General features: G+C 47.0%; 24 protein-coding genes, 1 riboswitch and 1 other annotated feature (1 of these 26 only partly in view). Of the genes, 13 read left to right on the top strand and 11 right to left on the bottom strand.

Annotated elements, in window-relative coordinates; all coding sequences use genetic code 11:
• Positions 1–22, top strand: a sequence feature (Trp leader region) (it extends 81 nt beyond the left edge of the window).
• A gap of 128 nt (positions 23–150) precedes the next feature.
• The 12 genes from FC652_RS03870 (at position 151) to FC652_RS03815 (ending at position 10814) form a co-directional block, all read left to right on the top strand.
• Positions 151–1716, top strand: a complete 1566-nt coding sequence (locus FC652_RS03870) for an anthranilate synthase component 1 (RefSeq protein ID WP_176297544.1) — start codon at positions 151–153, stop codon at positions 1714–1716.
• A gap of 2 nt (positions 1717–1718) precedes the next feature.
• The gene (locus FC652_RS03865) at positions 1719–2297 is read left to right on the top strand and encodes an aminodeoxychorismate/anthranilate synthase component II (protein WP_176297543.1); all 579 of its coding nucleotides are present in this window, start codon (positions 1719–1721) and stop codon (positions 2295–2297) included.
• An 18-nt stretch (positions 2298–2315) separates the two neighbouring features.
• A complete protein-coding gene (gene trpD, locus FC652_RS03860) occupies positions 2316–3314 on the top strand; it encodes an anthranilate phosphoribosyltransferase (protein WP_176297542.1) in 999 nt (332 codons plus the stop codon).
• Between the two features lie 8 nt (positions 3315–3322).
• The gene (trpCF, locus tag FC652_RS03855) at positions 3323–4750 is read left to right on the top strand and encodes a bifunctional indole-3-glycerol-phosphate synthase TrpC/phosphoribosylanthranilate isomerase TrpF (protein WP_176297541.1); all 1428 of its coding nucleotides are present in this window, start codon (positions 3323–3325) and stop codon (positions 4748–4750) included.
• 75 nt (positions 4751–4825) lie between these two features.
• Positions 4826–6016 carry a tryptophan synthase subunit beta gene (trpB, locus tag FC652_RS03850; RefSeq protein WP_011080871.1) on the top strand — a complete coding sequence of 397 codons (1191 nt, stop codon included), beginning with the start codon at positions 4826–4828 and terminating at the stop codon, positions 6014–6016.
• On the top strand, positions 6016–6822 hold the full coding sequence (trpA, locus tag FC652_RS03845) for a tryptophan synthase subunit alpha (protein ID WP_176297540.1): 807 nt from the start codon (positions 6016–6018) through the stop codon (positions 6820–6822). Before trpB ends, trpA begins: the two co-directional genes overlap by 1 nt.
• A gap of 339 nt (positions 6823–7161) precedes the next feature.
• Positions 7162–8424 (top strand): dicarboxylate/amino acid:cation symporter, encoded by a 1263-nt coding sequence (locus tag FC652_RS03840; RefSeq protein ID WP_026050801.1) that lies wholly within the window; start codon positions 7162–7164, stop codon positions 8422–8424.
• 184 nt (positions 8425–8608) lie between these two features.
• Entirely contained in the window at positions 8609–8851 is a 243-nt protein-coding gene (locus tag FC652_RS03835; RefSeq protein WP_026050800.1) for a hypothetical protein, read from the top strand.
• Between the two features lie 130 nt (positions 8852–8981).
• Positions 8982–9545: a septation protein A gene (locus FC652_RS03830; RefSeq protein WP_176297539.1), complete on the top strand. Its 564-nt coding sequence runs from the start codon at positions 8982–8984 to the stop codon at positions 9543–9545.
• An 80-nt stretch (positions 9546–9625) separates the two neighbouring features.
• Complete coding sequence (gene yciA / locus FC652_RS03825; RefSeq protein WP_011080876.1) at positions 9626–10024, top strand: acyl-CoA thioester hydrolase YciA; 399 nt, start codon at positions 9626–9628, stop codon at positions 10022–10024.
• Between the two features lie 101 nt (positions 10025–10125).
• Complete coding sequence (locus FC652_RS03820) at positions 10126–10422, top strand: YciI family protein (protein WP_011080877.1); 297 nt, start codon at positions 10126–10128, stop codon at positions 10420–10422.
• Positions 10422–10814, top strand: a complete 393-nt coding sequence (locus FC652_RS03815; protein WP_176297538.1) for a GspS/AspS pilotin family protein — start codon at positions 10422–10424, stop codon at positions 10812–10814. Before FC652_RS03820 ends, FC652_RS03815 begins: the two co-directional genes overlap by 1 nt.
• Before the next feature lie 97 nt (positions 10815–10911).
• Here the strand turns inward: FC652_RS03815 and FC652_RS03810 are convergent, their stop codons facing one another.
• The 11 genes from FC652_RS03810 to moaA form a co-directional block, all read right to left on the bottom strand.
• Positions 10912–11862 carry a glutathione S-transferase family protein gene (locus FC652_RS03810; protein ID WP_176297537.1) on the bottom strand — a complete coding sequence of 317 codons (951 nt, stop codon included), beginning with the start codon at positions 11860–11862 and terminating at the stop codon, positions 10912–10914.
• A gap of 186 nt (positions 11863–12048) precedes the next feature.
• Positions 12049–13044, bottom strand: a complete 996-nt coding sequence (gene oppF, locus FC652_RS03805; protein ID WP_176297536.1) for a murein tripeptide/oligopeptide ABC transporter ATP binding protein OppF — start codon at positions 13042–13044, stop codon at positions 12049–12051.
• Positions 13041–14012 (bottom strand): ABC transporter ATP-binding protein, encoded by a 972-nt coding sequence (locus FC652_RS03800; RefSeq protein ID WP_176297535.1) that lies wholly within the window; start codon positions 14010–14012, stop codon positions 13041–13043. Before FC652_RS03800 ends, oppF begins: the two co-directional genes overlap by 4 nt.
• A gap of 28 nt (positions 14013–14040) precedes the next feature.
• Positions 14041–14943, bottom strand: a complete 903-nt coding sequence (gene oppC, locus FC652_RS03795) for an oligopeptide ABC transporter permease OppC (RefSeq protein ID WP_080526208.1) — start codon at positions 14941–14943, stop codon at positions 14041–14043.
• A 13-nt stretch (positions 14944–14956) separates the two neighbouring features.
• Complete coding sequence (gene oppB, locus FC652_RS03790; RefSeq protein WP_080526207.1) at positions 14957–15877, bottom strand: oligopeptide ABC transporter permease OppB; 921 nt, start codon at positions 15875–15877, stop codon at positions 14957–14959.
• Between the two features lie 97 nt (positions 15878–15974).
• Complete coding sequence (locus FC652_RS03785; protein WP_176297534.1) at positions 15975–17606, bottom strand: ABC transporter substrate-binding protein; 1632 nt, start codon at positions 17604–17606, stop codon at positions 15975–15977.
• A gap of 536 nt (positions 17607–18142) precedes the next feature.
• Positions 18143–18598, bottom strand: coding sequence for a molybdopterin synthase catalytic subunit MoaE (gene moaE / locus FC652_RS03780; RefSeq protein ID WP_176297533.1), 456 nt, complete (start codon positions 18596–18598; stop codon positions 18143–18145).
• Position 18599: 1 nt separating this feature from the next.
• Positions 18600–18845, bottom strand: coding sequence for a molybdopterin synthase sulfur carrier subunit (moaD, locus tag FC652_RS03775; RefSeq protein ID WP_176297532.1), 246 nt, complete (start codon positions 18843–18845; stop codon positions 18600–18602).
• On the bottom strand, positions 18842–19321 hold the full coding sequence (moaC, locus tag FC652_RS03770; protein WP_176297531.1) for a cyclic pyranopterin monophosphate synthase MoaC: 480 nt from the start codon (positions 19319–19321) through the stop codon (positions 18842–18844). The genes moaD and moaC overlap by 4 nt, the downstream gene beginning before the upstream one ends.
• Positions 19322–19331: 10 nt before the next feature.
• Entirely contained in the window at positions 19332–19844 is a 513-nt protein-coding gene (gene moaB, locus FC652_RS03765; RefSeq protein ID WP_176297530.1) for a molybdenum cofactor biosynthesis protein B, read from the bottom strand.
• Positions 19845–19922: 78 nt separating this feature from the next.
• Positions 19923–20912, bottom strand: coding sequence for a GTP 3',8-cyclase MoaA (gene moaA, locus FC652_RS03760; RefSeq protein WP_176297529.1), 990 nt, complete (start codon positions 20910–20912; stop codon positions 19923–19925).
• Positions 20901–21051, bottom strand: a riboswitch (molybdenum cofactor riboswitch). Its footprint overlaps the gene before it by 12 nt.
• Positions 21052–21226: 175 nt before the next feature.
• Between moaA and FC652_RS03755 the strand changes: the two genes are divergently transcribed.
• A complete protein-coding gene (locus FC652_RS03755) occupies positions 21227–22123 on the top strand; it encodes a YvcK family protein (RefSeq protein WP_176297528.1) in 897 nt (298 codons plus the stop codon).
• Positions 22124–22126 lie beyond the last annotated feature (3 nt).

Raw genomic sequence — 22126 nt, 5'->3', positions numbered from 1 at the left:
CTAACCATGCGGGCTTTTTATTTTGTTGCACATCTCACAATCAACTGATTAAACATTCATCAAAACGAACAAATTCTGCGTTGGGTGAACGTTTGCTTTGTGCGAGTATGTACAGCAGGAAGACAAAGAATTGAATAATAAGGAGGTCTTGTGAACAAGGCCATTAACATCACCACACTAGGACAGCTAGAGCTTCTGTCAACGACGGTTCCTTACCATTCGGATCCTACGCGCCTTTTTCACACTTTGTGTGAAAACAAGCGCGATAGCTTATTGCTCGAATCAGCTGAAATCGATTCAAAACAAGATCTTAAAAGCTTACTGATTGTCGATTCCGCGGTACGTATGGTTTGCCATGGCCATGTCGTGACCATGACGGCACTCAGTGACAACGGCAAGAATCTGTTAACCCATTTGACCAAGAATGTCGCGCAAGAGGTTGAACATCAGTTTGATGGACAACAACTTACCCTCACCTTCTCAAGCCCAGATGACCGCCTAGATGAAGACTCTCGCTTACGTGAAGCCTCTAGTTTTGACGCGTTGAGACTGGTTCAACACAGTTTTGATTTGGCGGGAAAAGACAAGCACGCGATTTTTATCGGCGGTCTGTTTGCCTATGACTTGGTGGCCAACTTTGAACCACTGGGTGAAGCCCACGCGATAAATCAATGTCCTGACTATGTCTTCTACGTGGCAGAAACGCTGATGGTGGTCGACCACCAGACCGAGAGTTGCCATTTACAAGCAACGCTTTTTGCAGACGACTCACAAAAAGAAGCACTAAATCAGCGTATTGAACAAATCCGCACTCTGTGTGCTACCCCGAAAGCGCTACCTAAAGCCATTCATCTCGATGAGGTTGAGGTCGATACCAATATCAGCGATGACGCCTTTTGCCAAGTGGTACGCGACCTAAAGCAATACGTCGTCAAAGGCGACATTTTCCAAGTCGTACCATCACGCCGCTTTACCCTGCCCTGCCCGTCACCATTGGCGGCTTATAAAGAGCTCAAAGTCAGCAACCCAAGCCCTTACATGTTTTACATGCAAGATGAACTCTTTACGTTGTTTGGCGCATCACCGGAAAGCGCGTTGAAATATGAAACGCAAACCAATCAAGTGGAGATCTACCCCATTGCTGGTACTCGACGCCGTGGCAAGCGAGCCAATGGTGAGATCGATTTCGACCTCGATAGCCGAATTGAACTTGAACTTCGTACTGACAAGAAAGAAAACGCCGAGCACATGATGTTGGTGGATCTCGCTCGAAATGATGTCGCACGCATTTCTCGCGCGGGGACGCGCCACGTCGCCGATTTACTTAAAGTAGACCGCTACAGCCATGTGATGCACTTGGTCTCACGCGTTGTTGGACAATTACGTGACGATCTTGACGCACTACACGCCTACCAAGCGTGTATGAATATGGGCACATTAACGGGCGCTCCGAAAATTCGTGCCATGCAATTGATTCGTGATGTTGAAGGGGCTCGCCGTGGCAGTTACGGTGGGGCTGTCGGTTACCTCACTGGCGAAGGGACACTGGATACCTGTATCGTGATTCGTTCGGCTTACGTTGAAAACGGCATTGCACAAGTGCAAGCCGGTGCCGGAGTGGTCTTTGATTCCGCCCCCCAAGCCGAAGCCGATGAGACGCGCGGCAAAGCTCAGGCAGTCATCTCTGCCATTCAGAAAGCCCACAAGGAGTCGTAAAGATGGCGGACATTGTATTTATCGATAACTTCGATTCATTTACCTACAACTTGGTTGATCAGTTCCGCTGTTTAGGCCACCAAGTAAAGATTTACCGCAATAGTATTGCCACAGACACTATTGTAGACGCGATTGAGCAACTCGAGCGCCCAGTGGTGCTGCTCTCTCCAGGGCCAGGCGCACCATCAGAGGCGGGCTGTATGCCAGAGTTAATTGCTCGCGTCAAAGGCAAAGTCCCAGTGATTGGCATTTGTCTCGGCCATCAGGCGATTGTGGAAGCCTACGGTGGCACCGTGGCAGGCGCAGGTGAAATCATCCATGGCAAAGTCTCGATGATGGAGCACCAAAGCCATGCGATTTATCAAGGGTTGCCATCCCCACTGGCTATTGCGCGCTACCACTCGTTGGTGGCAACACACGTACCGCAAACACTGACCGTAACCGCCGAAGTGAATGGCCTTGTTATGTCAGTGGTTAACGAAGAAGACAAGGTGTGCGGTTTTCAATTTCACCCAGAGTCCATCATGACGACACAAGGTGCGACGTTGTTAGCCAACGCGATTAATTGGGCATTAGCATAAGGATTGGGAGAAAAGATTATGGAAGCCATCATCAACAAACTGTATCAGCAAGCATCTCTGACAGAGCAAGAGAGCCAACAACTTTTCGACACCATTATTCGCGGCGAGTTAGACCCCATTCTTATGGCTTCAGCCCTAACCGCACTGAAAATCAAAGGGGAAACACCCGATGAAATTGCCGGTGCAGCCAAAGCATTGCTTGCCAATGCTCAGCCTTTCCCGCGTCCTGATTACGATTTTGCCGACATCGTGGGCACGGGTGGCGATGGCCACAACACCATCAATATCTCGACAACCGCTGCCTTTGTGGCCGCAGCCTGTGGGTTGAAAATCGCTAAGCATGGCAATCGCAGCGTTTCAAGTAAATCTGGCTCTTCCGATCTACTTGATTCATTTGGCATCAACCTCGCAATGAGTGCAGAAGATACTCGCTCAGCCGTCGATGATATTGGCGTCGCCTTTTTGTTTGCACCTCAATACCATAGCGGCGTGAAGCATGCGATGCCTGTGCGTCAAACCATGAAAACGCGCACCATCTTCAACATCTTAGGCCCTTTGATTAACCCTGCGCGCCCTAACATCGAACTGATGGGTGTATACAGCCAAGAACTGGTTCGCCCTATCGCAGAAACCATGTTGAAAATGGGCATGAAACGTGCCGCGGTCGTGCATGGCAGCGGCTTGGATGAAGTCGCTATTCATGGCGACACCTTGGTCGCAGAAATCAAAGATGGCGTGATTCACGAATACACACTCACCCCAGCCGACTTTGGCGTTAATACGCACCCATTGGAAGCGATTAAGGGGGGCGATCCTGAGGAAAATAAAGCCATCATCACCCACTTACTCACCGGAAAAGGGACGGAAGCTCAATTGAGTGCCGTTGCCGTCAACGTCGCCCTGCTCATGCGTCTTTTTGGTCATGAGGATCTTAAAGCCAATACGCAACAAGCGATCGACGTAATGAACTCTGGTAAAGCGTATCAACTGGTCGAAAAATTGGCTCAACACGCCTGAGGTTTATGATGACAAACAGCAACGAAAAACTGTCAGAACACGTTTCTCTACAGGAAGCACAAATGGCGGAAGTCCTAGCCAAGATAGTTCGCGATAAATACCAGTGGGTGGCCGAGCGTAAACACGCGCAACCATTGGCCAGTTTTCAAGCCACATTGACACCATCGGATCGCAGCTTTTACCAAGCCTTGCAGGGCCAACGCACGGTATTCATTACCGAATGTAAGAAAGCCTCCCCATCGAAGGGATTGATCCGTGAAGATTTCGACTTGGATTACATCGCGTCGGTGTACAACCACCACGCAGATACGATTTCGGTACTCACCGATGAGAAATACTTCCAAGGCAGCTTCGACTTTCTGCCCCGAGTGCGTCAGCAAGTGCGCCAGCCTGTGTTGTGTAAAGATTTTATGGTTGATAGCTATCAAGTTTATCTCGCTCGTCACTATCAAGCCGACGCCATTTTATTGATGTTGTCAGTCCTCAATGACGAGCAATATCAAGCACTGGCGGATGTTGCCCACCAGTTGCAAATGGGTGTGCTGACAGAAATCAGTAATGATGAAGAGCTGGAGCGTGCGGTGAAGCTGGGGGCGAAAGTGATTGGCATTAACAACCGCAACTTACGTGACCTCACCACCGATTTGAATCGCACCAAAGTACTCGCGCCAACTTTGCGTCGCTTAGCACCAGAAGCGATTGTGATCTCGGAATCGGGCATTTACACCCACCAGCAAGTACGCGATCTCGCCCAATATGCCGATGGCTTTTTGATTGGCAGCTCGTTGATGGCAGAAAAAAACCTCGAGCTCGCGGTACGTAAAGTAACACTGGGTGAAAACAAAGTCTGTGGTCTCACCCATCCGGAGGAAGCCGCCAAAGCCTATCAAGCTGGCGCTGTCTTTGGTGGTTTGATTTTTGTAGAGCAATCCAAACGTGCTGTAAATATAGAGCAGGCAAGACTGACGATGAGTGGCGCTCCGCTCAATTATGTTGGCGTGTTCCAAAATCACCCCGTTGCCTTGGTGGCCGAAACCGCAAACCAGCTGCAACTGCACGCGGTGCAATTACATGGCAACGAAGAAGCCGATTACATCGCACAACTGCGCAAGCAACTCAACGAATCGATTGAGATTTGGAAAGCCTATGGCGTGACCGACCAAGCACCGACTCTACTTACTCAAGATGTTGATCGTCACCTTTTGGATACGCAAGTCGGCCAACAAAGCGGTGGAACAGGGACCACGTTTGATTGGGCTCTATTGGATGATCCAAGCCATATCATGTTGGCAGGCGGTCTCAATCCAGACAACGCGCAAAAGGCAGCAAGCCTTGGATGTTTAGGGCTGGATTTAAACTCTGGTGTTGAAGAAAGCCCAGGGAAAAAAGATCTGACGAAGCTGCAGCAAGCGTTTGCAGCCATACGAAATTATTGATATTGATGATCTGAACCTGAGGTTCAGTGAAGAACAAATTCTGGCACATAGCCAAACACAATTAAGGAAGCAAACATGACTAAGTTAAATGCCTACTTTGGCGAATACGGCGGTCAGTACGTACCTCAGATTCTGGTACCCGCATTAGAGCAGCTCGAGCAAGCGTTCATTGACGCCCAAGAAGACCCTGACTTCCGCAGTGAGTTTATGGGGTTACTCCAAGAATACGCAGGCCGCCCAACCGCGCTGACGCTGACGCGCAATCTGACCAAAGGCACCAAAACCAAACTGTACCTAAAACGTGAAGATTTGCTGCACGGTGGCGCGCACAAAACCAACCAAGTACTTGGCCAAGCACTGTTGGCTAAGCGCATGGGCAAAAACGAAATCATTGCTGAAACGGGCGCAGGCCAACATGGTGTTGCCACCGCTCTTGCCTGTGCACTACTGGGCTTGAAGTGCCGCGTGTACATGGGAGCAAAAGACGTCGAGCGCCAAAGTCCAAACGTGTTTCGTATGAAGTTGATGGGCGCGACGGTGATTCCGGTGCACTCCGGTTCTGCCACACTAAAAGACGCGTGTAACGAAGCATTGCGTGATTGGTCGGGTAGCTATGAAACCGCCCACTACTTATTGGGCACTGCAGCGGGTCCCCACCCTTTCCCAACCATCGTACGTGAGTTCCAACGTATGATTGGTGAAGAGACGAAGAATCAGATCCTCGCACGTGAAGGACGCCTGCCTGATGCAGTGATTGCTTGTGTCGGTGGCGGATCAAACGCCATCGGTATGTTCGCCGATTTTATCGAAGAAGAAACGGTTCGCCTGATTGGTGTTGAGCCTGCGGGCAAAGGCATTGATACCGACCAACATGGCGCGCCCTTAAAACATGGCAAAACTGGCATTTTCTTTGGTATGAAAGCGCCACTCATGCAAGATGAAAACGGCCAAGTCGAAGAATCGTACTCCGTTTCCGCAGGTCTCGATTTCCCATCAGTGGGTCCTCAACACGCTCACCTTAATGCCATTGGTCGCGCTGAATACGACAGCATCACCGATGATGAAGCACTTGATGCTTTCCAAGAGTTGGCAAGAAGTGAGGGTATTATTCCTGCGTTAGAATCGTCTCACGCTTTGGCACATGCGCTGAAAATGGCCCGCAACAACCCAGAGAAAGAGCAGTTGTTGGTCGTTAACCTATCTGGTCGAGGTGACAAAGACATCTTTACCGTTCATGCCATTTTAGAAGAAAAAGGAGCAATCTAATGGACCGTTATCAAGCGACATTTGAGCGCCTCGCCGCACAAAAACAAGGTGCCTTTGTTCCTTTTGTTACCGTGTGTGACCCTAACCCTGAACTCTCACTCAAGATCATGGATACCTTAGTTCAAGCGGGTGCCGATGCTCTTGAACTTGGCATTCCATTTTCTGATCCATTGGCCGACGGCCCAACGATCCAAGGCGCAAATATTCGCGCGCTGGATTCAGGCGCAACACCTGATATCTGTTTTGATTTGATCGGACAAATCCGAGCTAAATACCCAGATCTACCGATTGGCCTATTGATGTACGCCAACTTGGTCTATTCACGTGGTATCGAGAATTTCTACCAACGTTGCGCTCAAGCCGGCGTTGATTCTGTGTTGATCGCCGATGTCCCAACGAACGAGAGTGCAGAGTTTGTCGCGGCTGCCGAAAAGTTTGGTGTACATCCAATCTTTATCGCACCACCAACGGCCAGTGATGAAACACTAAAACAAGTTTCACAACTGGGTGGCGGTTATACCTATCTTCTCTCTCGAGCGGGGGTCACAGGAGCTGAAACAAAAGCCAACATGCCTGTGGGTGATATGCTTGCGAAACTAGAACAATTTAATGCGCCACCTGCACTGTTGGGCTTTGGTATCTCAGAGCCAGAGCAAGTTAAACAGGCTATCGATGCGGGTGCGGCAGGTGCCATTTCAGGCTCTGCAGTGGTCAAAATCATCGAAAGTCACCTCAATGAACCTGACGCGATGTTAACGGCACTGGCAAACTTTGTTTCCAACATGAAGTCTGCAACACAAAAGTAACGTGGTAGACATCTAAACATCTATGAGATCGATTTCTTATTCGCCACTAGAAATCGATCTTTTTTTTAACATTCCAACTCACTTCCATCTCGGCTTATAAACGACCAATCACTCAATAAAATGCCAACGTTATATAAGACCAAGCTATAGCAAACGTTTGCCTTCTGCTTAAAAAATTGTCAATCGTCAATAAAACGCCTGATATTCACACCCTCGCTTCTTATTCCATATTGCTAAATGTGAAATAAACGTGTAAAAATCTGATCGAATATTTATCCAAAGAACACTTTTTGTTCAGTGGGTAATTCTGGATTTTTAATATTTATTAGCACAGAGGTTATGGAAGTGTTAAAAGAAAAGAGTTTGTTACGCAACATTGGTGTGCAGGTTGTCATCGCCATGATCGTGGGTACTGCCGTTGGTGCCTTGATGGGTGATAGCGCCTCTATGTTTGCTCCACTGGGGGCCATCTTCATCAACTTGATCAAGATGCTGGTTATCCCTCTTGTTGCTGTTGCCCTAATTTCTGGCGCAGCGGGCCTAGGCAATAGTCAATCTGCTGGCAAGGTAGGTTTCGTGACACTAGGTTACTTCGGTCTAACATCTGCACTTGCCGTTGCACTTGCCCTGTTCATGGGTGAAGTCTTCAAGCCGGGCATGGGTATCGATGTTTCCGGTGTCGAAGGCATGTTCTCTGCTGAGTACGCTTCTAAAGGTGAACTTCCTACTTTTTGGGCTACCATCACAGGTATGATCCCAACCAACGTTTTCCAGTCACTTAATGAAGCCAACATCCTACAGATCCTCGTCTTCTGTCTATTCTTAGGTATCGCCATCTCTAAACAAGAGAAAGAGAAGCGTGAGCCAATCATGAATGGCGTAAACTGCATTGTTGATTCCATGGTTTGGATGATCAACAAAGTGATGGTCATCGCGCCTCTCGGTGTATTTGGCCTGATGGCAGAAGCTGTTGGTACCTTTGGTTTTGGCGCCCTGATGGTGGTGTTTAAACTGTTTGTGGTTTACGTTGCGGCGATTCTTATTTTTGGCTTCGTTGCTTATCCACTGATGATTCAGCTGTTTACTAAAACCTCTGCGAAGAAATTCATCAGTGCGATGAAAAAGCCACAAGCTGTTGCTCTGTCAACCGCTTCTTCAATGGCAACCCTGCCAGTCACCATGGATACCGTTGAGAAAGAACTGGGTGTTCGCAACTCGACCGCATCTTTCGTTTTGCCTCTAGGCGCAACGATCAACATGTCTGGTAACGCCATTTACTACGGCCTAGTCGCGATCTTCTTTGCTCAGCTATTCAACATCGATTTGAGCATGGGTGCTTACATTGCCATCATTGTGACCGCAACGCTCGGCGCAGTAGGTCAAGCAGGTGTTCCTGGTCCTTCTTTCCTCGTTGTTGCCGTCTTGCTCGCAGCGGGCATTCCAATCGAAGGTCTACCACTGTTGTTCGCTCTTGACCGTATCTTCGATATGATTCGTACCGCGCTCAACATCACTGGTGATGCAGCGTGTGCCGTCATTGTCGATGCACTGCTTGATGAAGAAAATGAAAAACAAGCTGAGATGAATAAGCAAGAAGCGTAATCGCAGTTTTTGCAAATTGATTCTCAAAACGGGGTGACCAATGCGTTGCCCCTTTTTTATGCCTGCAGAAAGCGCCAAAGGCGGCAAACCGAAAGTGGCACTCATATTGCTTCTTGCTCATAACCATCAGAAGCGTCAAATTCATCACGCAGTTTGTGCTTCGACGCAGAATGAGGACAGCATTATGACGTTACATCGACGCACCTATTATGGCCTTATCCATCATGGCATGAAGGCACTACTGTTAGACCGCATTGGCCATTTTACCGAAGATGAGTATCACCACTACCTTGGCATAACCACCGGCAAAACGACGTGCTTTTCAATGACCGACGACGAACTTGAGGTGACCGTTGAGAATCTTCGCACCGAAGGCTATTTGGAAGACATGAAACGTGTCATCGCCCAATTTCAGGGGGCTGCTTAAGCGCGGCGAATCTTGGGAAGCCGCCGGGCTTCCTAAGCCTCCAAAACCCACCATTTACTTTCAAGGCTTCACATTGAGCCAGTTTTGTTTAGACTGTGGGCAATTCAATCGACAGGAACATTTTTGCCACATGAAGCAAATACTTGATTTTATTCCTCTATTTATCTTTTTCGCCCTCTACAAGATGTATGATATCTATGTTGCAACAGGCGCTTTGATTGCAGCAACAGCCATTCAGATCGTTGTCACCTACGCCTTGTACAAGAAAGTTGAGAAGATGCAGTTAATGACCTTCTTAATGGTGGCCATTTTTGGTGGCATGACCATTTTCCTGCATGACGACAACTTTATTAAGTGGAAAGTGACCATCGTCTACGCCGTGTTTGCCATTGGTTTGACGGTCAGCCATGTTATGGGCAAATCGGCCATCAAAGGCATGTTGGGCAAAGAGATCACCTTGCCGGAGTCAGTATGGGCCAACATTAACTGGGCATGGGTGAGCTTTTTCACCTTTTGTGCAGGGTTGAATATCTATGTGGCCTACCAGCTTCCTTTAGATGTTTGGGTGAATTTTAAAGTCTTTGGTTTATTAGTGGCGACGTTGGTTTTTACCGTCCTCACTGGCGGCTATATTTATAAACATCTCCCTAAAGAACAAAATGGCCAGTCATCGGACGTGCCAACGGATGAATAAACTGCATTTTTTGCTATAATCCTGTTCTTATTTTTCGCAGCGACCCTTTGGTCGCTGTTTTGTTTGTTGTGGATGTCAAAATGAGTCAGGAATTTCACTCTCCAAAGGGTCAGTTACTGTTAAGAACCCTCGCCATGCCAGCCGATACCAATGCCAATGGGGATGTATTTGGTGGTTGGATCATGTCTCAGCTCGATCTCGCCGGTGGTATTTTGGCGAAAGAGATCTCGCACGGACGAATCGTCACTGTATCCGTGTCCGGAATTACCTTTAAAAAACCAGTCAGCGTGGGCGATGTCGTGTGTGTTTACGGTGAATGCACCAAAATTGGTCGCACTTCAATGTCGATTAATCTCGAGGTTTGGGTGAAGCCCGTACGCGACCACGGGATCGAAGATCGCTTTATGGTTTGCGATGCCACGTTTAACTATGTCGCCATTGATGCAGACGGCAAACCACGGCCTATCGTTACGGCATAAATTCCGTAGAGTTTCACAGTTTCTCGAATTTAGCTGTTCTAACTCCCTGTAATTGAGATAGATTAGGCCAAGTTAGTATCACCATTAGAAAGGAAAAGAGAATGTGGTATGTCATTTTTTCTCAGGACGTTGAGAATTCGTTGGAAAAACGCCTTAGTGTACGCCCACAACACCTAGAGAGATTGCAAGCATTGCAAGACGAAGGACGTCTATTAACTGCAGGCCCGATGCCAGCCATCGACTCTGACAACCCTGGTGAAGCAGGTTTCACAGGTTCTACCGTGATCGCTGAGTTTCCTTCTTTGCAAGAAGCTCAAGCCTGGGCGGATGCCGATCCTTATATCGCAGCGGGTGTTTATGCCAATGTGATCGTTAAACCTTTCAAGAAAGTGTTCTAATGTTTAAAAAAGTACTCTCTGCATCGTTAGTGTTGTTGGCATTAGCGGGCTGTTCTTCAAATGGTGAGAAAGAGCGCCAATTAGAGCTCATGGCGTCTAACCGCGCTGGCGTACTCTCGGCGGGATTACCGATTGAATACGGTCCACTTAAAGTCATGCGTATTTCATCATCGAAAAACATTGTTGAGATCATGATGATCTACAACACCGACGCGACTGGTGCAAAACCGACACAAGAGCTGCTTTCCACCAGCGTAAGTCAATACTGCGAAGACGCAACCGTGCGAAACCAACTCGATATGGGGCTGATGTATCGCATCAAAATTCGCAACTCTCGTGGGCAACTGATCATCGATGAGATGGTGACGGCGGCTAGCTGTCAGCCACAATAGCGGCTTGCTTCGAAAGCAGCGCTCAATAACAGCAAAAACGGAGGTCATGACCTCCGTTTTATTTAAGTTCACTTCACGACATCTGATCGCAAATTCCCTAACGTGCAATGCCCTCACGACCGTGGTCACTGTCCAAATCCAAATTGGGGCCTAATGGCACGACTTGCGTTGGATTAATCCCAATGTGACTAAAATAGTAATGGCGTTTAATGTGGTAGAAATCTGTCGTTTCAGCAATCCCTTCGATCTGATACAGCTCTTTCATGTAGCCATTAAGATGGGGGTAATCCGCAATACGCTTTTGATTACACTTAAAATGACCAACGTACACCGCATCAAAGCGGATCAGTGTGGTGAACAGGCGCCAATCGGCTTCAGTCATTTGACTGCCCGCTAAGTAACGATGCGTCGCAAGATGATGATCCACACGATCGAGTGCAGAAAAAAGAGCGTAATACGCTTCTTCATAAGCCTCTTGCGTCGTGGCAAACCCACAACGATAAACGCCGTTGTTGATATTGGGGTAAATGAAGGCGTTCCACTCTTCGATCACCTCACGTAATGAATCTGGATAGTAATCATCTTGATTCCCCGTCAGTTGATTAAACTCCGAGTTAAACATGCGAATGATTTCCGATGATTCGTTGCTCACGATTGTATTGGTTTTCTTATCCCAAAGCACAGGAACCGTCACTCGCCCAGTATAATCAGGTTTTGCTTGGGTATAGATTTGATGCAATTTGGTATGACCAAACAAGGGCTCTGGCAACCCCATCTTCCATCCATCACTGAGCATATCAGGGCAAACCACGGTGACATCAATATGCTCTTCCAGTCCTTTTAATTTGCGGAAAATCAGCGTTCGGTGTGCCCAAGGGCAAGCTAACGAAACATAAAGGTGATAGCGACCCGATTCCGGCTGAAAGGGTGCTTGTGGTTTATTTTCAATCCAGTCACGAAATCCTGCATCTTCACGCACGAACTTTCCTTTGGTCTGCTTTGTGTCGTACCAAACGTCGTGCCATACCCCTTCAATTAATTTGCCCATGAACCCTCCTCACTTTTTTCTCAGTATAGGAAAAGGACGTGATTTATTAAGCGCTAATATTTGCAAGTGATATTCGAAAAATTTGAACGTATCGCCGACAAGGCAGGATTGAACTCAAATAATAGAGATAAAAAAAGCGCGGCTCATAAAGAAACCGCGCTTAAGCCCGTCACAGGCTGAATTACGTTACATCTCTACATGTAAACAAGACACTGCGTGTGTGTCATTACCTTGAATCGTTGGTTTGGTTTGCGCACACGCCTCTGTTGCCTGTGGGCAACGAGTGCGGAACACACAACCAGACGGCGGATTCATCGGTGAAGGCAGGTCGCCTTCAAGCATTTGAATGGTTTTCGCGCGCTCCAACTTTGGATCTGGAATGGGCACAGCCGACATCAATGCGCGTGTGTATGGGTGTTTAGGGTCCGCAAACAAGGCTTCAGAGGTGCCGAGTTCAACCGCATTACCCAAGTACATCACCAAAACACGATCAGAAATGTGTTTTACCACCGAAAGGTCATGCGCAATGAACACCAAAGAAAGGCCTAGCTCTTTTTGCAGCTCTTTCAAAAGGTTAACCACCTGAGCCTGGATCGATACGTCTAGTGCTGAAACCGGTTCATCACAGATGATCATTTTCGGATTCAGAATCAGAGCACGTGCAATACCGATACGCTGACACTGACCACCAGAAAACTCGTGTGGATAGCGGTTAATCACGTTAGGTAGCAGACCCACTTTGGCCATCATCTCTTTCACGCGAGACTTCACTTCCTGCTTACCAAGTTCAGGGTAGAAGGTTTCTAGTGGCTCAGCGATGATGTCACCGATGGTCATACGCGGGTTAAGCGAGGCAAGCGGATCTTGGAAAATCATCTGCATGTCTTTGCGTGTTTCGCGACGTTGCACCTCTTTCATCTTAGTGAGGTCTTGGCCTAGCCATACCACTTCACCTTCGGTCGCGTTCACCAGACCAATGATGGCACGTGCGAAAGTCGACTTACCACAGCCGGACTCGCCCACTACGCCGAGGGTTTCACCTTCGTAAAGACGAATGTTCACACCGTCAACCGCTTTTAGATTTGACGGTTTACTCCATGGCCATGCGGATTTAGGGGCGATACTAAAGTGAACCTTTAGATTTTTAACATCCAGTAGGATTTTTTTCTGTTGTGCACTCATTTTGTCCAAGCCTCCCATTCAGAAAAACACGCACGTTGACGACCATCGGCAAATGGGGTCAGGATTGGCGCTTCACGCTTACAACGATCCATTACGCGATGGCAACGCTCTTGGTAAGGGCAGCCAGGCGGTAGGCGCAGTAGGTTTGGCGGGTTACCAGGAATGGTTGGCAGAATCTCACCTTCGGTATCCAAACGTGGGATCGCCTTAAGTAGACCTTCCGCATATGGGTGGCTTGGGTTGTAGAAAATTTCATCTACTGTGCCGTATTCCATAGTACGACCAGCGTACATAACCAGCACTTTGTCACAAGAGCCAGCCACCACGCCAAGGTCATGGGTGATCATGATGATGGCGGTGTTGAACTCTTGCTTCAGCTCGTTGAGCAGATCCATGATCTGCGCTTGAACCGTTACGTCAAGCGCAGTCGTCGGCTCATCGGCGATCAACAGTTTGGGACGGCACAATAGCGCCATCGCAATCATCACTCGCTGACGCATACCGCCAGAAAACTCATGCGGGTACATGGTAATACGCTTGCGCGCTTCTGGAATCTTAACCGCTTCTAGCATGCGTACAGACTCTTCAAACGCCTCTGCTTTACCCATGCCTTTATGCAGCATCAACACTTCCATAAGCTGATCGCTTACCTTCATGTATGGATTCAGCGAGGTCATTGGATCTTGGAAGATCATCGCAATCTGTTCAGCACGAACTTTATTCAGTTCTTTCTCTGAAAGGTTCAGAATTTCTTTACCTTCGAACTTTGCGCTGCCAGAAATGATACCGTTTTTGGCCAGCAGACCCATGATTGCAAATACGGTTTGCGACTTACCCGAGCCCGATTCACCTACGATACCGAGCGTCTCACCTTGTTTTAGGGAGAAATTTAAATCGTTTACTGCGGTGACGATACCATCTTGCGTGGTGAATTCGACGCGCAGATCTTTGACATCTAATAAGCTCATCATTGCTTCCTTAATCTTATCGTTCTAATTATCGGTCTTTTGGATCCAGCGCATCGCGCAAACCGTCACCGACATAGTTGAAACAAAATAGCGTTAAAACCATGAATAAAGCTGGGAAAAGTAACTGCCAAATGGCTACTTCCATCGTGTTCGCGCCTTCTTGCAGAAGCGCGCCCCAACTCGTCATCGGCTCTTGTACACCTAGACCAAGGAAAGAAAGGAAAGATTCCGTCAGAATCATGCTTGGGATAAGTAACGTTGAATAAACAGCAACCAAGCCCAGCACATTAGGAACAATGTGGCGAGTGATGATTTTCCACTTGCTCACACCACAAACATGCGCCGCTTCAATAAACTCTTTGCTACGTAAGCTCAAGGTTTGGCCACGTACAATCCGTGCCATATCTAGCCAAGCAATCGCACCTATCGCTACAAAAATCAGCACAATATTACGGCCAAAAAATGTTACGAGTACAATCACTAGGAACATGAATGGGATCGCGTAAAGAATTTCCAAAATACGCATCATAATACGGTCAGTGCGGCCACCAATGAAGCCAGATGCCGCGCCATACAACGTACCGATCAACACCGCTACGAGTGCCCCCATGATGCCGACCATTAATGAGATACGACCACCAACGAGCGTTCGAACAAATAGGTCTCGACCCAGCGCATCGGTACCAAACCAGTGTTCAGCAGAAGGCGCTGCGTGCATGGCATACCAATCAGTATCTTCGTAGGTATATGCCGAAAACATCGGCAGAAAAATCACCGCTAAAGTGATCAAAAACAGAATGAATAGGCTCACCATTGCCGCTTTATTGCGCATAAAACGGATACGTGCATCTTGCCAAAGACTGCGACCTTCCACTTCCAACGCTTGCGAGAAGTTGTCGATCGCTTCTAAATTTTCTTTTTTAGTCAACATATTACTCACCCAATTAGTAACGAATCTTCGGATCGATATAGGCCAATAAGATATCGACGATCGCGTTAAACAAAATAAAGAGGAAACCGATAAGAATGGTTACACCCATAACGAGAGAATAATCGCGGTTGAATGCCGCGTTGACGAATAGCTTACCAATACCCGGCAAACCAAAAATGGTTTCAATAACAACAGAACCCGTGATGATACCCACAAAGGCAGGCCCCATATAGGAAACAACAGGTAACATAGCCGGTTTAAGGGCATGTTTTACTACGATGTAACTGTAGCTAAGACCTTTAGAACGAGCCGTACGAATAAAGTTGCTGTTGAGTGTTTCAATCATTGAACCACGGGTAATACGAGCAAAAGTTGCTACATACAATAACGACATACCTAGCACTGGCAGTGCCATGTACTTGAAACCACCATCATGCCAACCACCAGCGGGGAACCAACCTAAGTTTATGGAGAAGATGTAAATCAATACTGGGGCTAACACAAACGATGGCATGACGACTCCGAGCATCGCGGTCGACATTATCGTGTAATCAACCCAGGTGTTTTGCCTCAATGCCGCTATGGTTCCAACCGTAACCCCCATTATCACGGTGAAAAAAAACGCGGCTAAACCGATTTTTACTGATACTGGCAAAGCACCCGCAATCAGTTCGTTAACCGTATAGTCTTTGTATTTGAATGAAGGACCAAAATCACCCTGAACGATATTGGTGAGATACGTTAAGTATTGCTCAGAAACTGGCTTATCTAAGCCATACTTGGCGTTGATGTTGGCCATTACTTCTGGTGGCAAAGGACGCTCTGATGAAAATGGGTTACCTGGCGCATAGCGCATAAGAAAGAAAGATATTGTGATCAACACCAACATGGTTGGGATCGCTTCAAATATCCTTTTTGCGATGAATTTAAGCATAAACTCACTCTTTCAGTCTGTGACAGTTTAAATGAAAACAGACGCTGCATGTGTGTACCACATGCAGTGTCTATATAGTTATAGTTTTATTTGCCGATTAGTTGGCTTTGATGTACAAATCTTTCGCGTAAATTTTGTCTTCCGCGTTGTTGTATGGGTAACCACCCACTGCAGGCGACACTAAGCGTGATTTAACGTACTGGTAGATAGGAGCGATTGGCATATCACGCGCCAGTAGCTTTTCTGCTTCAACGTAAAGTTTTTGGCGCTCTTCTTCTGAAGTCGATGCGATCGCTTTTGCCATCACTGCATCATACTCTGCACTCTGATACTTAGGATCATTTGAAGAGTTGTTGGACTTCATAAGAGTCAAGAATGATGACGCTTCGTTGTAGTCACCACACCAACCCGCGCGAGTCACATCAAAGTTACCTTGGCGACGAGTATCTAGGTAAGTTTTCCACTCTTGGTTTTCCAACGCAATGTCAACACCAAGGCTGGTTTTCCACATAGATTGGATCGCGGTAGCAATTTTCTTGTGGTTCTCAGAAGTGTTGTAAAGTAGCGTGAATTTCAATGGGTTAGCTTTTGAGTAGCCCGCTTCTTCCAACAGTTTCTTCGCTTCAGCAATACGCTCTTTCTGCGTCATCTTGCCGTAAGCTGGCATCTCTGGGCTGAAACCTGCTGTGATTTCTGGCGTCAAGAAGTACGCTGGTTTTTGACCTTGACCAAGAATCGCGTTTGAAATTACATCACGATCGATTGCGTAAGAAAGTGCTTTACGTACACGAACATCATCAAATGGCGCTTTAGCGTTGTTGAAACCGTAGTAATAAGTACACAAATCACCTTTCACTTGAACGGACTCAGAGTGCTCTTTCTGAAGACGTTTAAAGTGCTCCAGTGGCAGTTCATTGGTAATGTGGATCTCGCCAGATAGGAAACGGTTCATTTCTGCCACTTGGTTTTCAATTGGCAAGTAAGTCATCTTAGTCAGAACCGTGTTTTTGTCATCCCAGTACTGAGCATTGCGTTTTAGCTCAAGGCGCTCATTCACTACCCACTTATCGAGAACAAATGCACCATTGCCGACATAATTCTCTGCTTTGGTCCACTGATCGCCAAATTTTTCAACCGTTGCTTTGTGAATTGGCTTAGTCGTGGTGTGTCCCATCATCATGACGAAATAAGGAACTGGAGCTTCAAGCTCAACAACAAGCGTTTTGTCATCAAGAGCTTTCGCGCCCAACGTTGACTTATCTTTCTGTCCAGCGATGATCTCTTTGGCGTTTTTCATCTTGGTGTATTCCATATACCAAGAGTATGGCGATGCCGTTGCTGGATCGACAGCACGTTGCCAGCTGTATACGAAGTCTTCCGCGGTAACAGGGTCGCCATTAGACCATTTTGCATCTTTACGTAGATGGAAAGTGAAAGTCTGGTTGTCTGTTGTTTCCCAACTTTCTGCTACGCCTGGGATTACATTACCATTAGCGTCCTGGTTTACTAGACCTTCTAACAGGTCACGAATAACGTTCGACTCTGGAACACCTTCGGTTTTGTGCGGATCAAGTGAGGCAACTTCAGTACCGTTACCACGAACAAGTTCTTGTTTAGCAGCTAGTTTCGTTCCAGCAGGTACGTTTGCCGCAAAGGCAGAAAGAGAGGTTGTTGCGAATGTTAGACCAGCACCAAGAAGAAGTGCTTGTGTGATTTTGTTCTTATACATGCATAAACTCCAAGTTTTATTTTTGCATCCATGACTTCTCTGTTTAACACTGAACGGCAGTGTTTTAGAACTTTTTAGCTTCGTTTTAGAACTGAAGACATCAAAAGATTCGTAGAGATTGCGGCACACATTAGCAATCATTGAAGTAATTTGCCATAAAAATGTAGCAAAAAACTCAATAATCCTAAGCATTACCCTATTGTGTAGCACCTTATTCCAGCATATTAATTTCTTGCGGTTATTTTCATTTACCCAATCAATAAGCAGTAGCTATAAGTGCCAATTAATCTAAAAAATAACCAGATGATAGCATCTTGTGCTAGACAATCGATAAAAAATTAACATTTAAGATACATATCGTCTAACGAATTATGACGATTGTTTTGTTAGAAAAGTGGAGAGTGTGAAGGTAGTCACTGAACCGAAATTACGTTCCATAAAATAGTGAGCGTACATATTGTGTTCCATCAGCATAAAAAAACGACGGGGATAACCATCGTTTTTGTTAGTTCGGCATTGTGTTGATTTGCTTGAGGCTAAGAGTGCCATCGATCAGCGGCTTGCTTATCCGATGCTCTCGATTCTACCCATCTTGTTGCTTCTGTGGTTCGCTCTTTCTTCCAAAATGGCGCTTTGGTTTTGAGATAATCCATCACAAACTCACAAGCTTCAAAAGCGGCGCCGCGATGTGCGCTTGAAACACCGACATAGACAATTTGATCGCCAATATCGAGATCACCCACTCGGTGAATAACGCGAACATTCAGTAGAGGCCAACGCTGTTCTGCTTGATCACAGATCTCTCCTAACGCTTTTTCTGTCATACCAGGGTAATGCTCTAAGGATAGACCAAGCACGTTATCACCCAAGTTCATGTCGCGAACTTTGCCAACAAACGTGACAACAGCCCCAGCCTCTGTCCCTTGAGATAAGAGTGAATACTCTGCTGCGATGTCGAAATCTTCGACTTGAACTGAGATACGATTATCCACGTTACCCCCCTGTCACGGGAGGGAAAAAGGCCACTTCGTCACCATCTTGCAGTGTTGTTTCCAGTGGAACGATCGACTGATTGACTGCAGCAAGTAATTTGCCCGCCTCTAAAGCAAGCGCCCACTTCCCTTCTTGCTCCGCCAAATACGAGCGAAGTGATTCAACAGTAACAAAGTTTGGCTCCACTTCTATCGAGTCCACTCCCACCAACTCACGGGTTTGAGCGAAGAATAAAACTGTAATCATGCTTCTACCTTAAAGTGTCCAGACTTACCACCCGTTTTCTCTAACAAGCGCACAGGGCCAATCACCATGTCTTTTTGTATCGCTTTACACATATCGTAAATTGTCAGAGCGGCGACCGACGCTGCGGTCAGCGCTTCCATCTCGACACCCGTTTTTCCCGCTAGCTTGCAAACCGATTCGATACGCACTTTATTTTCCGCTTCGATGGCTTCTAGCTGTACTTCCACTTTTGACAGCAATAACGGATGACACAATGGGATCAAATCCCAAGTTTTCTTCGCCGCTTGTATGCCTGCGATTCTCGCCGTGGCAAACACATCCCCTTTGTGATGCTGACCAGAAACAATAAGCTGTAATGTCTCTGGTGCCATATGCACAAACGCTTCCGCACGTGCTTCGCGTACCGTTTCAGCTTTGGCAGACACATCCACCATGTTTGCTTCGCCAGAGGCGTTGATGTGAGTAAACTGGCTCATGGGCTCTCCTTTATACGCTCAGGTGAGGCATAAAGTTGCAAGGACGATGGCTCGCATCCAATTGTTGCTTGATGATTTTAGTCCAACCCGTACGACAAGCCCCCGTTGAGCCAGGCATAGCAAAAATCACTGTATGATTTGCAAAACCGGCAATCGCACGAGATTGAATCGTCGAAGTGCCAATTTCTTCATAAGAAACAAGACGGAACAACTCACCAAAACCTTCAACCTCTTTGTCGAAAAGCGGTTTTAGAGCTTCAGGAGTACTGTCGCGAGAAGTGAATCCGGTACCACCAGTGATCATGATCGCTTGCACGTTTTCATCTGCGATCCACTGTGAAACAATGGCGCGAATCTTATACATATCATCGATAACAATCTGCTTATCAACAACGTTGTGACCCGCTTCTTTCGCATTTTCAACGAGGTAAGCACCTGAAGTATCATTTTCTTCTGTACGTGTATCAGAAACAGTGAGAACCGCGATATTAGCGGCTTGGAATTTACTTTCTGCGTGACCCATGTGTTCACCTTCTCTCAGTTAAATTGGTTGCGTCGCTAGCAATTAGTGATTGCTAGCTGGATTATTTGATTTTGCGGATCAGCCGCCAATTGAAGCCAAATGTGGCGTCATGCCGGTATTGCCATCGTTTAAGAAATGGCTCACGGATTTGGTTTGCAGCTCCGTTTGAATTCGTTCAATAAGTGCTGACTCCTGAGAGTCCTGTTGGAGCAAATCTCTGAGCTCGACACCTCGGTCACCAAATAGACATAAGTGCAATTTGCCTTTGGCTGATACTCTCAGGCGATTACAACTCGCACAAAAATCTTTCTCATACGGCATGATGAGGCCAATTTCACCTTGATAATCTGGATGCACGAACACCTGTGCTGGGCCATCGTTAACGGCTTTGACTTTCAGCAGCCAACCATTAGCGATGAGATGATTTCGAATGGAGACACCAGATACATGATGCTGTTGAAACAGCTCGTCCATTTCGCCAGTTTGCATCAGTTCGATAAAACGCAATTGGATGGGGCGATCTTTAATCCAATGTAAAAACGCAGGCAACTCGTTGTGGTTGAGATCTTTCATCAACACAACGTTGACTTTCACTTGTTCAAAACCCACGTCGAACGCACGATCAATCCCTGCCATCACTTGGTGAAATTTGTTTTCGCCGGTGATTTGGTGGAACATGCGAGGATCCAAACTATCCACGCTGACATTAATCTGATTCAGACCAGCGTCTCGCCATTCACCAATGTGTTTTTCCATCCGATAGCCATTGGTAGTCGTGGCCACTCGTTTGATGCCCTGAGTTGAAGCAACTGTATGGATAATGTCCGTAAAATCTTTGCGCAGACTTGGCTCTCCGCCAGTAATACGCACTTTACTTGTTCCGCAATCGGCAAAGGCTTTTACGATACGGCGAATTTCAGCGAGGTTTAAAAAAGACGAGTTTTTCTGCCCCGAAGGTTGGTAACCATCAGGTAAACAGTAAGTACATTTGAAATTACACACATCCGTCACAGACAGACGCAAGTAATAGAATTTGCGGTGGAATCTATCTTCGAATTGTTGCGCCACGGAACACCTTTCCAAACACGGGAGGCGTAGTCATTTCCAAGTACGCCCTTGTGACCTTTTGCCACTGGCTTAAGCCGCGTATTATTCAGCACTTGATGCCAAATAACTTAGCAAGTTAAGCTCGGAGTTATGGCAACCCTTGACCCGATTGATCAAGTGGTAGCTTTGCCCGTTAAAATACTTAATATTTGTAGTGGAATCTAGCTCTAATCGAGAAAAACCTCACTAAACCCACAATTTACCACCTTGTGAGTACCTGTTATTAACGGGATACTCTAAATTGTAGTTGGTTATGAAAAAATAAGAAGAACAGGATGAACATATACGCTTCCAAAAAAGTCGTCGCGGTTGGCGGCGGTCATGGCTTGGGAAGGATGCTCGCGGCTCTCAAAGAGTTTGGCGGCAATGCAACAGGTATTGTTGCCACCACCGATAACGGTGGTTCAACAGGCCGAATACGCCATTGCCAAGGTGGCATTGCATGGGGTGATACCCGCAACTGTATTAATCAATTAATTACTGAGCCCTCTATCAGCTCAATGATGTTTGAATATCGCTTCAAAGGCAGTGGAGAGCTTGACGGCCACAACCTCGGCAATCTAATGCTCACCGCGCTCGACAACTTATCCGTTCGCCCACTAGATGCGATCAATTTGGTTCGCGACATGCTAAAAGTGCAAGTCAATATTTTACCGATGTCTGAACACCCATCCGACCTGACCGCTCTATCAACTGACGGAAGATGGGTAACTGGTGAGACTAACGTCGACGAAATGGAAACCGACTTACGCCGCTTGGATCTCTCCCCAGAAGTGCCGGCCACCAAAGAAGCCATCACGGCACTTGAAGAGGCCGATGCCATCATCCTTGGCCCCGGCAGTTTTCTAACCAGTATTATGCCGCCATTGTTGCTGCCTGAACTTGGCAAAGCGATTGCCAAAAACACCAAAGCCAAATTGATCTTTGTTGCAAACTTAAGCCCAGAGTTTGGCCCGGCCGGCCGTATGAGCTTCAAAGAGAAACTCGAATGGTGTGAGCGTGCATGCCAAGGACGAAAGATAGACGTAGTCCTAGGGGATACCGAGCATCCTGAGTTGAAAGATCGCTGGCACTTTGTGACTCAATCACTTGCCTCTGCGAATCGTGACTGGCGTCATGATCGGAAAAAACTGCGTCTTGCTATCGAGCAACAACTCTTAGCAGACATTTAAAAC

It is taken from the genome of Vibrio sp. 05-20-BW147, from assembly GCF_013369385.1.
Taxonomy (GTDB): Bacteria; Pseudomonadota; Gammaproteobacteria; order Enterobacterales; family Vibrionaceae; genus Vibrio; species Vibrio floridensis.
The sequence above is the reverse complement of the archived record's forward strand: the minus strand, read 5'-3'. Positions and strand labels throughout refer to the sequence as shown.